This window comes from Rhodococcus sp. NKCM2511 (assembly GCF_014905595.1).
Taxonomy (GTDB): domain Bacteria; phylum Actinomycetota; class Actinomycetes; order Mycobacteriales; family Mycobacteriaceae; genus Rhodococcoides; species Rhodococcoides fascians.
Map to the genome: position 1 here is coordinate 2092385 of NZ_BNHJ02000001.1, position 15397 is coordinate 2107781.

Below are 15397 nucleotides of genomic sequence, written 5' to 3' on the forward strand. Positions count from 1 at the left end.
CGATGCGTCACGTCATGTGATGCGCTTCTTCCCGATTGCTGAACTGTAGATGTCGGCGAAATGCTTCGCGCGATGTTGGGAATCGAATCGCGCGACTGCTTGCCCTCGCGCGGCCTCGGCGAGGGTGGCGGCCAGGCCGCGATCGGTCAGCATCCTGCACAACTGCGTGGCCAGCGAGTCGACGTCGCCGGTTCGGGCAACGAGGCCGGTGTGCTCGTGCGAGACGAAGTCGACCAGGCCCCCGGTGTCGCTCACCACGACCGGCACCGCACAGGCCTGTGCCTCGAGGGCGATGAGCCCGAAGGGCTCGTCCTGTGACGGGCAGGCCAACACATCCACGGCACGCAACGTCGACGCCACCGCGTCTGTGCGGCCGAGGAAACGATGCGCACCGGGCAGCAACCGTTCCGCGGCCTGCTGCAACTCGACGAGGTAGCCACCGTCGTCCTCGCTGGGCGCGCCGACGATCGCCAGATGCGCGTCGACTCCGGACCGACGCACCCGCGCCACGGCGTCGATCAGTACGTCGAGCTTCTTCTCGCGATCGATCCGGCCGACGGCTGCGATCAGTGGAGCATCGGGGTCGGCGGTCATGTCGGCCCGCAGAGCCGGGTCACCGGCACCCGGCGCGAAGGCCGTGGTGTCGATTCCCTGGTGCACCACGCTCACCCGTCCACGCGCACGCGTCGGGAGTTGCTGTGCTGCAGCTGTGCTGACGGCCACCGTGTGGGTTGCCGTCGCCGCGATCGCGGCGAGCAGTGTGCGCCCCGGTCCGGCGGGGACGATGTCGTGAAATTCGACGACGACCGGGGTGCGTGCGAGTCGGGACGCGAGCACCGCGTCGGGATGCAGCAGCAGATGGTTGGAATGTACGACGTCGAAGTCGCGGGCAGCTCGCCGAAGTTTCGACACCGTGCGTGCGCTCTTCGGTACCTGCGCCGCGAGCCCGCCGATGGGATGCAGAGAATTCTCGCCCTGACGATGGATTCCGATGCGTTGCGGCAGGTCCAGCGGCAAGAACGGCAGGCCGGCGGCTCGCCACCACTGTTCGGTGTCGCTGCCACCGGGCGCACCCAGAGTGACGGTCACGCCCAGGGGACGCAATGCCAGCGCCACGTTTCGCAGACTGTGATCGGTTCCGCCCACCGATGTCGACAGCGAGACCGCGAGTACTTGCACTTCGCTGACTCCGTCCACGACTCCGGTTTCCTGTCCAATAGTTTGTTTGACTCCATTACATCGTACTCAGAGTTGGCTGGAATGCCCATTTGAGTTCATACTGCTTCTGAGGCTTTCATAAACAAGAAGTAAAGCCGTCTATCGGAAGGGACCTACGCGATGAACGTGGTCTTTCCCTCGCACGTCACGGTTCACGAGACCGATGTCGCGCTTGCGGGTAACTGGACCGTGGTGGCTTTCGGTCCTGTCGATCATGGTGGCGTCGACGGGATCCGCCGGGCGCTACGCACGACAATGAGCGTCGGCCCGGCCGCGCGAGTGGGCCTGCGTCCCGATTCCGGCACCCGTCGCTGGCGATACGATCCCGGCGCCCCACTGCACGCCGTCCGGGAAGACTCCGCGATCACCGAGGACGACTACGACACCGCGATGTCGCAGCTACTGGCCACGCACGACCCCGCCGAGCCACTGTCCATCACGGTGCGCGGTGACCACGTGGTGTTCTACATGGATCACGGGCTCGGCGACGGCCAGATGATCATCAACCTCTCCCACACACTCGCTGATGCCGACGCTCGCAACGGCATCGTGCCCCGCTGGGCAACGGCAGCGCAGACGCGTCACCCGCTCGCCGTAGCAGCGATGCGCTGTTTCGGAACCGATCCCAGGCGGCTTCCCCGGCTGCTGCGCTCACGCATTCACCCGAGTATCGGAGTGTGCGGACGTAAGCATGCAGGTGGCGGGTCGGCCGGTCACGGGTCCACACAGACGGCATCTACACAGGCGGCGTCGACCGCCGCAGGCTCACCCGTCGAGGTGGTGGCCGCGGCCGCCACGATCGAGTGCACCCGAGAACTGGCGAGGTGGCGAGACGAACACCGACCCGGACAGTCGATCTCGATCCTGTTCTTCGCCGCCCTCGATGCCGCACTGCGCGCCGAAGGACTGGCCGTCGACGATGTCGCCAAAGTGCTGTTCGACGTTCGCCGGTACCTACCACCCGAGCTGACCACCCTTGCGAACCTGTCGGCCGGTATCGACGTCTACCTCCCCGACACGACCGACACAGTTCTCCTGTCCCGCCAGTGGCGCCGAATCATCGACTGCGGGCACCCGATCGCAAACCTGATGCTGGTCGCACTTCGCTCGAAACTGGCCAGGTTGCGCTCCGCCCGCGCGACCGACACCCTGCCGCCCACCGCACCCGACACCATCCGTCTGGCCTTGTCCGACATGGGCCGGCATGCCCGATTGAACGCCATCGCCTTCGTCGGCGAGACACAGGGCTCGTACCGAGTCATGGTGGCACCCGCGAGCCACGGACACATCACCCTGACGACCGCACGGCTACGCGACTCCATTCGCGTCGCCGCGTCGTTCCACTCGCACGTCGTCGATGCCGACACCATCCGACGGGCACTACGCGCCGCCTGCTCGACGCCCATCGCATTCCTCGAAGCCGACGCATCGACCGCAGCCGTCGCCACCAATCCTGCTGCCTGACAACACAAAAGAACCCACGACCTCGACGAGATCGTGGGTTCTTTCGAAGAATGCGCTGTGACTACTTGGCCCAGGCCGAAGTTCCGGGGGCCGCATTCAGAGTGTTGAGAAGGTCGATGCCGGCAACGACCAGGGTCGGGCCACCTGCGATGACGGTACCGACGATCCCGCCGACGGTCGCGCCCAGCGGAACCGAAGCGAAGCCAACCGGTCCACCCAGGAAGCCGAGTCCACCGGCGAGGGCACCGATAGCGGTTCCTGTGAATCCGCCGATCGCGGTGGCAATTCCGAGCTGCGACGAGAAGTTCTGCTGCGCCTTGAGGTTTTCCTCGGGCGAGGCGACAGTCGTCGCGCCGATGCTGCGCGAGTTGGCCGAGGCCTTCGTCAAGTCGAGCTGCGGCACCAGACGCAGGGTCTTGCCGTTGTCGTCGACGTTCTGCTCGTACGGGAAGTTCAGTCCGCCGAGGTTGAACGACAGCGGGAGGGTGACGAGTGTGTTGTCGGCGGCGTCGAGCACGTCGACGGTCTTGCCGTCGTCGGCAACCTTGAAGACGCCCGCATCGATGGTGGTGACGATGGTGCGGTCTTCGAGCTCGACGGAGTAGTTCGTGTCGGGGGTCGTGGCGCTGGTGTCGGGCTGCGCGTAGGCGGTTCCGCTGGCCAGACCCGTAGCAACTGCTACGAGAGCCGAGGTGACGACCAGTTTGCTGAGTTTCATGTGGTGTTGTGTTCCGTTTCTGTGCATGTGCTGCAGTGCTTTTGGCGGCAAACCGTCGAACGCGACATCACCCCGAATGACGTCCTCGCACCTCTGGTCCACAGGCAGTGTAAACCATCAATCAGACCGGTCGTTGTGCTACCGACCCTTTACCGTGTCCGAAAAGTTATGAACAATCACAACGCCCAAATCGGACAGAAAGACCGCACTTTTGTTCGGTTTCGCGGGACTTGTCTTCCACGGCGCAGCCGGCGGCAAACCTCGGACATCGGGCCGATTCGGCCGGGTTAGGTCTGCCTTCTCGCAGGAGTCACAAGCCCGTACGCCTAACGTGATGCGGGCGACAACCTACTGACGAGTTCAGCCCACCCGTCGGACGGTCTCGTGCGCACAACCACCAGCGTCGCTCCATGCGATTCTGACCTAAGTTACCCGTCGGTAGATTTCGCGATCTACTGGCAGGTAACATCGCTGTATTCCTCTCGACGGGCTGGACCCGCGGTAGCTGCTCCAGCTGCCACTGAACGAAAGGCCGCGACATGAACGCCCTGACGATCACGTTGGGCACAGTCGGTGCTCTGCTCAGCCTCGTGTGTTGGTACGCCTTCATTCGTGGCGCCCTGCGCATGTTCAACATCGTGAGGCTGGGTCAGCCGGCACCCGACCGTTGGCGACCGATCGTCCCCCGCTTCAAGCAGATGATCATCGAGTTCGCCGCGCACACCAAGATGGTCAAGTTCCGCACCGTCGGCTGGGCGCACTGGCTGGTGATGATCGGCTTCATGGTCGGGTCCGTGTTCTGGTTCGAGGCCTACGGACAGACGTTCAACCCCGAGTTCCACTGGCCCATCGTCGGCGACACCGCCGTCTACCACCTGATGGACGAGATTCTCGGGCTCGGCACCGTCATCGGCATCACCACGCTGATCATCATTCGCCAGCTCAACCACCCGCGTAAGCCCGAGCGTCAGTCACGCTTCGCCGGCTCCGGGTTCAAGGCCGCCTACTTCGTCGAGGCCGTTGTCCTCATCGAGGGCCTGGGCATGGTGTTCGTCAAGGCGGGCAAGATCGCCACCTACGGACACGCGAACCCCTACACCGACTTCTTCACGATGCGCCTCGCCGAGCTGTTGCCGGCCAACTCCAACATGGTGTCGATCTTTGCTCTGATCAAGCTGATGTCCGGCATGATCTGGCTCTACATCGTGGGCACCCGCATCAACTGGGGCGTCGCGTGGCACCGCTTCACGGCCTTCCCCAACATCTACTTCAAGCGTATGGACGACGGCACCGTCGCCCTCGGTGCCGCCAAGCCGATGATGTCCGGCGGCAAGGTCCTCGAGATGGAAGAGGCCGATCCCGACGTCGACGCGTTCGGCGCAGGCAAAATTGAAGACTTCAGCTGGAAGGGCTGGCTCGACTTTACCACCTGCACCGAGTGCGGCCGCTGCCAGTCGCAGTGCCCCGCCTGGAACACCGGCAAGCCCCTCTCCCCCAAGCTGCTGATCATGTCGCTGCGCGATCACAGCCACGCCAAGGCCCCGTACCTGCTGGCCGGCGGCAAGAAGGACATGGCGGGCGACGAGGTCGGACTCGTCGATGCCGAGGGCAACGTCGACCAGAAGGCGCTCGACGCCATTCCGCAGAATGCTCGCGACGAAGCCGATCGCAAGCTCGTCGCCGACGCCATCGAGGGCGGCATCATCGACCCCGAGGTGCTGTGGAGCTGCACCACCTGCGGTGCGTGCGTCGAGCAGTGCCCGGTGGACATCGAACACGTCGACCACATCATCGACATGCGTCGCTACCAGGTGCTGATCGAGTCCGAGTTCCCGTCCGAGCTCGCCGGCTTGTTCAAGAACCTGGAGAACAAGGGCAACCCGTGGGGCCAGAACTCCAAGGACCGCCTCAACTGGATCAACGAGATGGACTTCGACATCCCGGTCTTCGGCCAGGACGCCGATTCGTTCCAGGACTACGAGTACCTCTTCTGGGTCGGCTGCGCCGGAGCCTACGAGGACCGCGCCAAGAAGACCACGAAGGCCGTCGCCGAGCTGCTCGCCACCGCAGGCGTGAAGTTCATGGTGCTCGGTGCCGACGAGACCTGCACCGGCGACTCCGCTCGCCGCGCAGGCAACGAGTTCCTGTTCCAGCAGCTCGCCATGCAGAACATCGAGACACTGAACAACGTGTTCGACGGCGTCGAGCAGAGCAAGCGCAAGATCGTCGTCACCTGCGCCCACTGCTTCAACGCACTCGGCAACGAGTACCCGCAGGTCGGCGGTGACTACGAGGTGGTCCACCACACGCAGCTGCTCAACCGTCTCGTGCGGCAGAAGAAGCTGATCCCGGTGGCCTCGGTCAGCCAGGACATCACCTACCACGATCCGTGCTACCTCGGCCGGCACAACAAGGTGTACGACGCCCCGCGTGAGCTGATGGCCGCGTCGGGCTCCAACCTCAAGGAGATGCCGCGTCACGGTGAGCGGTCCATGTGCTGTGGTGCCGGTGGCGCTCGTATGTGGATGGAAGAGAACATCGGCAAGCGCATCAACATCGACCGGGTCGACGAAGCGCTTGCGACCAACCCGAAGAAGATCGCCACGGGCTGCCCGTTCTGCCGCGTCATGCTCACCGACGGTGTCACCGCACGGCAGGAAGGCGGCGCACACGAGGGCGTCGAGGTCGTCGACGTCGCGCAGTTGATGCTCGAATCGATCACCCGCGTCGAGTCCTCGGTATTGGCCGAGAACATCAAGGTCATCCCCCGCGAGCAGACTCCCGAAGAGAAGCTGGCCACCGAAAAGGTCGCAGCCGTCGAGGAGAAGGGGCGCGTCGAGGAGATCGAGGTCGCAGCCGAAGGCGGCGATCCCGAAGCCGAGACGAAGAAGGCGCAACCGGCCAAGGCTGCTGGTGGCCTGAAGATGAAGGGACTTGCGAAAGCTCCCGGAGCCAAAGCACCCGGTTCTGCGCCCGCCAACGCCGAAGCCGACAAGACGTCGGGGCACTCGGCCGATACTGCCGCGGACGCATCGAAGCCCAAGGGCCTCGGTTTGGCCGGTGGCAAGGCACCCGGCGGCAAGGGTCTGCAGATGAAGGGCAAGGCACCCGGCGCGAAGGCGGCTGCCCCGGCACCTGCCGACGCTCCTGCGGCAACCGAAGCACCTGCTCCCGCAGAGGCCTCCGAGTCGACTCCAACCGTCAAACCCAAGGGTCTGGCCGTCAAGTCCGGATTCAAGAAGCCCGGCGCGAAGGCACCCGGCAAGCCCGCCGACGCTGCTCCTGCGGCGTCGACACCCGCCCCGGAAGCGGCCGATGATGCAGCGGAATCACCTTCTGCTGCAACTGAATCCGTAGCCACAGAATCCAAGCCGACCGTCCAGCCCAAGGGTCTGGCCGTCAAGTCCGGATTCAAGAAGCCGGGAGCCAAGGCACCGGGCAAGCCTGCTACCGAAGCCCCTGCGTCCGAGGCTCCTACTGCTGAGGCACCGGCTACCGAGGCCACGGCGTCCGAGGCATCCGCCACCGAGGGTGCTGCAACGGAGCCTGCTGCAACCGAATCCGTAGCAGCAGAGTCCAAGCCGACCGTCCAGCCCAAGGGTCTGGCCGTGAAGTCCGGATTCAAGAAGCCGGGCGCGCGTACACCGGGTGCGGCCGCCGCTGCACCTGCCGCAGCACCAGCCGAGCCGGCTGCAGCAGAGCCCGAAAAGGCCGAGCCGACACCGGAAGCAGAGGCACCGAAGGCAGAAGCGTCGGACACTGCGGCCGAGACCACATCCAACGGTTCGGGTGATCGCACCCCGCCCAAGCCGAAGGCCGGTGGACTCGGATTCGCTCCGGGTGCAAAGGTTCCGGGTCGCCGGAAGTAACCTCCCACCCTTGTTACCGACTGCGCGCCCCTGCTCACTTCAGAGCAGGGGCGCGCAGTCGTCAGTAGGGGTGTGAAGTCCCTGCTGGACCCCCGCGGCGGTGGACGAATCGGACATCGTGAGTATGGTCGGAACCGAACTGCATACCCGAAGAAGTAGGAGCAGGCATGACCGACGACGCGGACAAGCTCTTTCGCCGCTACGACGAGTGGTGGACGGCGCTGTCGCCCGACGATCGAGCGCATGTCGAGAAGTGCTGCGAATCCGGCCGCACCGACGAGCGCCTCTGTGCATTGGTGATCGAGCACAACGGCCCGTCGAAGGCGGCGTTCGAGGCGGGCAGCAAACTGTCCGTCGGCAACAGCAAGTACTGCGCGATCCCCAGCGCGCTGCTCGAATTTCTCGAGGCGAAGCGCGCACACCCACCACTCAGCTAGACGGTCGCCACAGCTCCAGTTCGGGGATTCCGGGTGGGGTGAATCCCATGACCTGACCGTAGAACGACAGTTCCGATTCTCGTGCGTTCACCTGTGTTTCGAGTTTGCGGAATCCGTGGGACTCACCGGCGTACGTGAGGTAGGCGTGCGGTATTCCCTTCTCCACCATCGCGTCTCGGAATCGCTCGGCCTGTGAGGGCGGCACGATGGGATCGTCGAGACCCTGCAGCAGCAGTACCGGGCACGAGAGTCCGTCGACGTTGTTCACCGGCGCGCGGGTGCGATACAGGTCGATGGCCTCGGGCAGCGGCCCGATGAGCCCGTCGATGTAGCGGGACTCGAAATCGTGCGTCTCGGCGACGAACATCTCCAGTTCGGCGACGCCGAAGTACGAAGCACCGCAGGCGAATACGTCGGACGATGTGAGCGCGGCCAATACCGTCCAGCCACCTGCCGAACCACCTTCGATGGCCAGCCGATCGGGGTCGGCGAGGCCGGCGTCGGCCAAGCCACGGACCGCGGCGATGGTGTCTTCGACGTCGACAACGCCCCACCGTCCACGCAACCGGTTACGGTATTCGCGACCGTATCCACTGGATCCGCCGTAGTTCACATCGACGACGCCGATGCCGCGGCTGGTGAAGTACGCGAACACCGGGTTCAACGCCGGTGCCACGTGTGCCGTCGGACCGCCGTGCACGAATGCGACGTACGGCGGTAATTCGCCGTCGAGCCCCTCGTAGGACGGGTTACGTGGTGCGTACGCGATGGCATGCACTTCGCGATCCGGTCCCTGGAAGGTGACCTGACGCCCTTCGGGCAGGTACGCGACATCCGGTATCGATTCGAAACTCGAACGCTCACTGCGTAATTCGCGGGTGCTCAGGTCGACTGCGAAAAGTCCCGACGGCACCTGAGCGCCGCCGCCCCGGAGCAGAACCGTCGATCCGAGCCGTCCCCCGAGCCCCACCGAAGTCACTCCGTCGAGTTCGATGTCGTCGAGGGTGCCGGTGGCGGGGTCGAGAATGGCGAGCGTATCCGTGCCGACGGTGCGAACGGTCAGCAACGTGCCGTCGTCCAGAACGTCGTACCAGCGGGCTCCGAGTTGCCAGAGCGGGGCGCCGAAGTCTGCATCGAGGGTAGACACCGGCGTCGCTGCGCCGTCCAGCGTGACCGAATACAGGTTCCACCAACCACTTCGGTCGCTGATGACGTACAGCGACTCGTCGTCGATCCATTTCGGCTGCAACACCGATTCCTCGGTCGAACCCGCCAACACCGTCCACGACGACGGATCCGCCAGCGATGCGACCCGCAGTTCTGTTCCGTCCCAGGGCATCTGCGGGTGGTTCCAGGCGATCCACGCGATGCGGTTGCCATCGGGCGAAAGCCTGGGATAGGCAAGAAAGTTCGATCCCGAGACCAGTGAGCGCACACCGCCGCCGCCGAGGTCGATCGCGACGATGTCTCGGGTGACAGCTCCGGCGTCGTGCGTCTCGCGGACGGCGATCACGTCGGTACCGACGACCGACAGCTCCCCGTACCGAATGCTCGACGCCACAGCCGGGGCCGGGGTGAGCGGTAGCGGTGCGTCGCCGGGGGTGAGTCGGTAGATGCGTTGATCGGAGAATTCCGCGAACACCAGATCGCCGTTCGGCGTTGCCGTCCATGCGCCGCCGCCGTATTCGTGAACGCGGGTGCGGGCGTTGAACGGTGCCGGCAGGATCGCCTCGACCTGTCCGTCGATGTGGCGGCAGATCGCGGTTCGGCCCTGTTCGGTGGGCCGCACCTCGGACCACCAGATTTCGTGTCCGACGAATCGTCCACCCTCGACGGGGTGGCCGGCCGACGACAGGTCGGCTGCGGTGATGGGCGATGGCCAGGATCCGTACGCGAGAGCGGTCACCTGCTCCACCCTAGTGAACTCCACACGCACGTAACGCGCTGTTCATCGCACCTTCAACCGCGACACAGATGATGGTGGGACGCAGCACGAGGGAGAGATCATGCGCCGGACCACCACCCACTCCGTCGACCACGAGATTCTGACGTTCGGTCGTACCTGGCATGGGTACGGCGGCGGCAGTGCCGAGGACATCTATGTGGCGTTCGGGGTCGATGCGTCCACCTACTTCCGGCGACTCGAGCGCATCCTCGAATCCCCGGTGGCCGACGACCTGACTGCGAGCGAGCGAGCCGCGATGCTCGATATCTGCCGGCACCGCACCGACGGTCAGGGCTAGACCGGAGTCAACAGCTCGGGGCTGTTGTTCTTCACACTGTTCACCGCGGTACTCACCTCGTAGGGCTCGAGCCGTGGCTCCGGTATCGCGGCCAGCAGCTCGGACACCTCGTTCAGGTCCGTCAGAGTCGGATCCAGCCAACTCGCCCGCAGCTCCGGGGGAAGCACAACCGGTGATCGATCGTGGATGTGCCCGAGGGCGTCCGCAGCAGGCGAGGTGAGCACGGTGGCCGACCAGACCCAGCGGTCCTCGTCGTCGTCGGCCTTGGTGGGGTCTCGCCACAGCTCGTACAGACCCGCCATCGCCAGCACGCCCTGCTCGTGCAGGAAGTACGGCACTTTGGCACCGTCGCGCTTCTCCCACTCGTAGTACCCGTCGGCCGGAATGATGCAGCGCCGACGGCTTGCGGCCTTCTTGAACGACGGCTTCTCGGTGATCGTTTCGGACCTGGCGTTGATGAGCCGGGACCCGATCTTCGCGTCCTTCGCCCACGACGGAATCAATCCCCATCGCACCGAACGCAATTGGCGCACGCCGTCGGACTCGGGTTCGTCCTTGGGCGCGCGTTCGAGCACCGTCCTGATGGTCTGGGTCGGGGCCACGTTGTACGACGGCGGCACTTCGTCGCCCACTGTCTCGGCGATGTCGAAGACCGCCTGCAGGTCGCTGTCACTCCGGGTACTGGCATACCGTCCGCACATGGAACGAGATTGTTCCACCTGCCACCGACACGGCCCAGTGAAACGGCGGTGCCCGAACGACAACCTCGTGGATTCCCACGGCACTCACCTGGCACGATGTGACGGGTGAGCACTCCGCAGATCCACCCACAGCCGCGTTATCGCACGTTGCAGCAGTCGACCAAGCTGCAGAACGTGCTGTACGAGATCCGCGGACCGGTACACGCGCATGCTGCCCGGCTCGAGGCCGAGGGCCATCGCATCCTGAAGCTGAACATCGGTAATCCGGCCCCGTTCGGGTTCGAGGCTCCGGACGTGATCGTGCGAGACATGATCGCGGCGCTCCCGGTGGCCCAGGGCTACTCGGAGTCGAAGGGCATCCTGTCGGCTCGACGTGCCATCGTGACGCGCTACGAGCTCGAACCGGGCTTCCCCGACCTCGACGTCGACGACATCTACCTCGGTAACGGCGTCTCCGAGCTCATCACGATGACGATGCAGGCGCTGCTGGACGACGGCGACGAGGTCTTGATTCCGGCCCCGGACTACCCGTTGTGGACGGCGATGACGACGCTGTCCGGCGGCAAGGCGGTGCACTACATGTGCGACGAGGAGAACGGGTGGAATCCCGATCTCGCCGACATCGAGTCGAAGATCACCCCGAAGACCGTCGCGCTGCTGGTGATCAATCCCAACAATCCGACGGGTGCGGTGTACTCCAAGGAGGTCCTGCAGGGCATCGTCGATCTGGCGCGCAAGCATCAGCTGCTGTTGCTCGCCGACGAGATCTACGACCGGATTCTCTACGACGACGCCGAGCACACCTCACTGGCGAGCCTGGCTCCGGATCTGCTGTGCCTGACGTACAACGGTCTGTCCAAGGCGTATCGCGTGGCCGGCTACCGTGCCGGATGGCTCGCGATCACCGGCCCGAAGAAGCACGCCGCGGGGTTCATCGAGGGTATCGACCTGCTCGCGTCGACGCGTCTGTGTCCCAATGTGCCTGCCCAGCACGCCATTCAGGTTGCTCTGGGTGGGTATCAGAGCATCGAGGATCTGATCCTGCCCGGCGGGCGGCTGCTCGAGCAGCGCGATGTCGCGTGGGAGAAGCTCAACGCCATTCACGGGGTCTCGTGCGTCAAGCCGCGCGGTGCGCTGTACGCATTCCCACGACTCGATCCCGAGGTGCACGAGATCTACGACGACGAGAAGCTCGTACAGGACTTGCTGCTGCAGGAGAAGATCCTGGTTGTGCAGGGCACCGGATTCAACTGGCCCGGGCACGATCACGTGCGGATCGTGACGCTGCCGTGGGCCCGCGATCTGGCCGTCGCGATCGAGAGGTTCGGCAACTTCCTGTCCTCGTACAAACAGTGAGGCTCGAAGTTACCGACAAGTAGTTGAAAGTGATGGACAAAACACCGGGGTGATCCCGCCTCCGCCGCGAATCATCTGTACATTGGCGGACGGCACTTCGGTGCCCGCGAGCCCTGGTCGTACCCATCCCCCCCGGGTCGATCAGGTGGTGGCGGGGGACGCCCCCCCTGCTCCCCGCCACCGAGCTCCTCGCATCGGCCGAGTACCCGGCCGGTAACGATCCGGCCCCGTACTAGCCTTGCACCGTGGAACCACACGGCACGCAACCCTCGGACGGCATCTCGCCGGGCTCCACTTCTCATATGGGTCACGGTCACGGCCACAGCGACTCCCCCGTGCCGTTGGGACCGGTGGCAGCCAAGGTCGTCGTCGGATTGCTGATCGCTATTGCCATAGCCGTCATCGCCGGGGCCTTCGCGCTCTGGCCCAGCAAACAGAGCATCGACATCCCGCTGCCGTTCCAGACCTCGGGTGGCGGTGCAGTGTCCACCGAGGCGGGCACCATCACCTCGCAGAGCATCGGGCCCTGCGGGAGTCCCGACGCAGGTCGAGCATTCACCGGTAACCCGACCCCTGCGGTCAACGACTCGTACGAATGTCAGCGCAGCATCGTCGACATCACCACCGGTGAGGACGCAGGCAAAAGGACGGTACTCGAGATCGCGCCGGGTCCCGGGCAACCGACTCTGAGCGCCGGTGAGGACATCCGGCTGGTTCTGCAGACAGACCCCTCCGGTGGAGTCCGATACTCCTTCAACGACTATTCCCGCGGGCTTCCGCTCGGGTTGATCGTCGGCGTGTTCGCCGTGGTCATCTGCGTCGTGGCCCGCTGGCGAGGATTCCGCGCGCTGGTGGGCCTGCTCATCGCGTTCGCCGTCCTCGTGGTGTTCATGCTGCCCGCGCTGCTCGACGGCGCTCCGGCCATTCCGGTTGCGCTGGTCGCCGGCGCGATCATTCTCTACGCCGTGCTGTATCTGGCGCACGGCGTGAATCTGCGCACCAGCTCGGCACTACTGGGCACGCTGACCTCGATGGGCGTTGCCGCAGTACTGTCCTACGTCGCGATTCGGATGACGCACCTCACCGGGTTGTCGGAGGAACAGAACACCGCGGTGCAGACGTACATCGGCAATGTCAGCGTCACCGGTCTGCTGTTGGCCGGCTTCATCATCGGCTCGCTCGGTGTGCTCAACGACGTGACGATCACCCAGGCCTCGGCGGCCTTCGAGTTGGCATCGGTGGACGAGACGGCGTCGCGGCGCGAGATCTTCACCGCCGCGATGCGGGTGGGGCGCGATCACATCGCCAGTACCGTCTACACCCTGGTACTCGCGTACGCCGGTGGTGCGCTGCCGCTGCTACTGCTCTTCAGCGTCGCCGACCGGTCGATCCAAGACGTGTTGACCGGCGACGCGGTGGCGATCGAAATCGTGCGGTCGTCCGTCGGTGGCGTCGCGCTGGCCCTGTCGGTACCGCTCACCACTGCCATTGCCGTCCTGCTGGCTCGGCCGCTCACCTCGTCGCGGATGCCCTCTTCGCCGCGGCAGGCCAAGCCCACACGATCGCGGGGCTCGGGCCGCCACAGCGCGTAGAGCGGCTTCGCCGCATGTGAGTGGAAACTCGTAGCAGGCACCGATCTTTCGTGCACGTGCGGCGAAGCCGCTCGGTCAGGCGAACGCCGCCGCAACGGTGGCGGACAGCAGCTCACCCTCATGGGTGCTCAGGCCCGCTTTCAGACCGGGGTCCGCGGCGCAGGCGGCTTCCCAACCCTTGTCGGCCAGGGCAACCACGTAGGGCAGGGTGGCGTTGGTGAGCGCGTACGTCGAGGTACGGGGCACGGCTCCGGGCATGTTGGCCACGCAGTAGAAAACGGATTCGTGCACCTTGTAGGTGGGATCGGCGTGGGTGGTGGCCACCGAGTCCTCGAAGCAACCGCCCTGATCGATGGCGATGTCGACCAGTACCGATCCCGGCTTCATACGCTGAACCAGGCTGTTCGACACCAGCTTCGGCGCTTTCGCTCCGGGGACGAGTACGGCTCCGATGACCAGATCGGCAGCCAGCACGGCCTGTTCGAGTTCGTATGCGTTCGACACCACTGTCTTGACGGCACCGCGGTACTGATCGTCGATCGCGCGCAGCGCTCGGACATCGAGATCCAGTACGGTGACGTCGGCGTGCATGCCGAAAGCGATTGCGGTGGCGTTCTTTCCGGAGACGCCGGCTCCGATCACGACGACGTTGGCGGGACGCACTCCCGGTACGCCACCCATCAGTACGCCGCGGCCACCTTCACTCGACATCAGGTGGTAGGCACCGGCCTGCGGTGCCAGACGGCCGGCAACTTCGCTCATCGGCGCGAGCAGGGGCAGCGATCCGTCTGCGGCCGTAACGGTTTCGTAGGCAATGGACGTGGTGCCCGACGCCAGCAACGCGTCGGTGCAGGCCTTGGACGCCGCAAGATGCAGGTAGGTGAACAGCACCTGACCCTTGCGCAGGCGTGAATACTCCTCGGCGATGGGTTCTTTGACCTTGAGCAGGAGATCGGCCGCGTCCCAGACGGCAACCGCGTCGGTGAAAATCTGCGCGCCTGCGGCTTTGTAATCGGTATCGGTGAACGACGAACCGGCGCCGGCCTCGGTTTCGATGATCACTTCGTGTCCTCGCGAGACAAGTTCGTGCACGCCTGCCGGGGTGATGGCCACCCGGTATTCGTGGTTCTTGATCTCGCGTGGAATTCCGATTTTCATGACGTCCTCCTGCAGTGGCGGTGACCGAAGCGACGCTCCGTGGGTACGCCAACTATGAATTATGTGCGGAATTGCTGCAATGGATGTGAACACAATTCTGTATCGTCGGGCCATGGATGCAGATAGTTCATTTCAGCCGGTCGATGAGGGGGCTCGATCGAATGATGTTCGGTCCGTCGCCCTGGACCGAATCGACCACATTCTGCTCGACGAACTGCGTCGAGACGCACGCACACCGAACAATGCGCTGGCGGCCGCAGCAGGGATCGCGCCGTCCACTGCCCTCACCCGAGTTCGGGCGCTTGTCGAACGCGGCGTCATCCGCGGCTTCCACGCCGACATCGACCCCGAGGCCCTCGGGCAGGGCATTCAGGCCATGATCTCGGTTCGGCTGCAAGCGGATGCTCGACGGCGGATCAGCGAATTCGGTTCGAAGATCGCGTCCCGAAAGGAGACGCTGAACATCTACTTCATTGCCGGGGCCGACGACTTCCTGGTGCATGTGGCGACGGTCGACACGGCCACCCTGCGCGATTTCGTCGTCGAGAATCTCAGTGCCGACCCTGCCGTCGCAGCGACCGAGACCATCTTGATCTTCGAGCACATCAGGCCGCGAAACACGAACGCGGACAAATAGAACC

The 15397-nt window shown here is 64.8% G+C and carries 12 protein-coding genes; 7 read left to right on the forward strand and 5 right to left on the reverse strand.

What is annotated here, in order from left to right; genetic code table 11:
- Positions 1–12: 12 nt before the first annotated feature.
- Positions 13–1197 carry a glycosyltransferase family 4 protein gene (locus tag JLZ96_RS09545; protein WP_094715730.1) on the reverse strand — a complete coding sequence of 395 codons (1185 nt, stop codon included), beginning with the start codon at positions 1195–1197 and terminating at the stop codon, positions 13–15.
- A gap of 141 nt (positions 1198–1338) precedes the next feature.
- Between JLZ96_RS09545 and JLZ96_RS09550 the strand changes: the two genes are divergently transcribed.
- Complete coding sequence (locus JLZ96_RS09550) at positions 1339–2682, forward strand: hypothetical protein (protein WP_201009936.1); 1344 nt, start codon at positions 1339–1341, stop codon at positions 2680–2682.
- A gap of 61 nt (positions 2683–2743) precedes the next feature.
- Here the strand turns inward: JLZ96_RS09550 and JLZ96_RS09555 are convergent, their stop codons facing one another.
- Positions 2744–3400: a hypothetical protein gene (locus tag JLZ96_RS09555; protein WP_032375162.1), complete on the reverse strand. Its 657-nt coding sequence runs from the start codon at positions 3398–3400 to the stop codon at positions 2744–2746.
- Positions 3401–3939: 539 nt separating this feature from the next.
- Here JLZ96_RS09555 and JLZ96_RS09560 point away from each other — a divergent pair.
- Both JLZ96_RS09560 and JLZ96_RS09565 read left to right on the forward strand, forming a co-directional pair.
- Positions 3940–7269 (forward strand): (Fe-S)-binding protein, encoded by a 3330-nt coding sequence (locus tag JLZ96_RS09560; RefSeq protein ID WP_201009937.1) that lies wholly within the window; start codon positions 3940–3942, stop codon positions 7267–7269.
- Between the two features lie 167 nt (positions 7270–7436).
- Positions 7437–7706 carry a hypothetical protein gene (locus JLZ96_RS09565; protein WP_027495639.1) on the forward strand — a complete coding sequence of 90 codons (270 nt, stop codon included), beginning with the start codon at positions 7437–7439 and terminating at the stop codon, positions 7704–7706.
- Here the strand turns inward: JLZ96_RS09565 and JLZ96_RS09570 are convergent.
- Entirely contained in the window at positions 7699–9612 is a 1914-nt protein-coding gene (locus tag JLZ96_RS09570; protein ID WP_201009938.1) for a prolyl oligopeptidase family serine peptidase, read from the reverse strand. The genes JLZ96_RS09565 and JLZ96_RS09570 overlap by 8 nt on opposite strands.
- Positions 9613–9712: 100 nt before the next feature.
- On the opposite strand from JLZ96_RS09570, the gene JLZ96_RS09575 reads away from it, so the two are divergent.
- A complete protein-coding gene (locus JLZ96_RS09575) occupies positions 9713–9949 on the forward strand; it encodes a DUF3263 domain-containing protein (protein WP_027495637.1) in 237 nt (78 codons plus the stop codon).
- Here the strand turns inward: JLZ96_RS09575 and JLZ96_RS09580 are convergent.
- Positions 9946–10650: an SOS response-associated peptidase gene (locus tag JLZ96_RS09580; protein WP_201009939.1), complete on the reverse strand. Its 705-nt coding sequence runs from the start codon at positions 10648–10650 to the stop codon at positions 9946–9948. The two genes, JLZ96_RS09575 and JLZ96_RS09580, sit on opposite strands and share 4 nt — an antisense overlap.
- A gap of 105 nt (positions 10651–10755) precedes the next feature.
- Here JLZ96_RS09580 and JLZ96_RS09585 point away from each other — a divergent pair, with 105 nt between their 5' ends.
- Entirely contained in the window at positions 10756–12006 is a 1251-nt protein-coding gene (locus tag JLZ96_RS09585; RefSeq protein WP_027495635.1) for a pyridoxal phosphate-dependent aminotransferase, read from the forward strand.
- 302 nt (positions 12007–12308) lie between these two features.
- Positions 12309–13598, forward strand: a complete 1290-nt coding sequence (locus JLZ96_RS09590) for a YibE/F family protein (RefSeq protein ID WP_094695571.1) — start codon at positions 12309–12311, stop codon at positions 13596–13598.
- A 75-nt stretch (positions 13599–13673) separates the two neighbouring features.
- Here the strand turns inward: JLZ96_RS09590 and ald are convergent, their stop codons facing one another.
- Positions 13674–14756 carry an alanine dehydrogenase gene (gene ald / locus JLZ96_RS09595; RefSeq protein ID WP_027495633.1) on the reverse strand — a complete coding sequence of 361 codons (1083 nt, stop codon included), beginning with the start codon at positions 14754–14756 and terminating at the stop codon, positions 13674–13676.
- A 112-nt stretch (positions 14757–14868) separates the two neighbouring features.
- Between ald and JLZ96_RS09600 the strand changes: the two genes are divergently transcribed.
- Entirely contained in the window at positions 14869–15393 is a 525-nt protein-coding gene (locus JLZ96_RS09600; RefSeq protein ID WP_027495632.1) for an Lrp/AsnC family transcriptional regulator, read from the forward strand.
- Positions 15394–15397 lie beyond the last annotated feature (4 nt).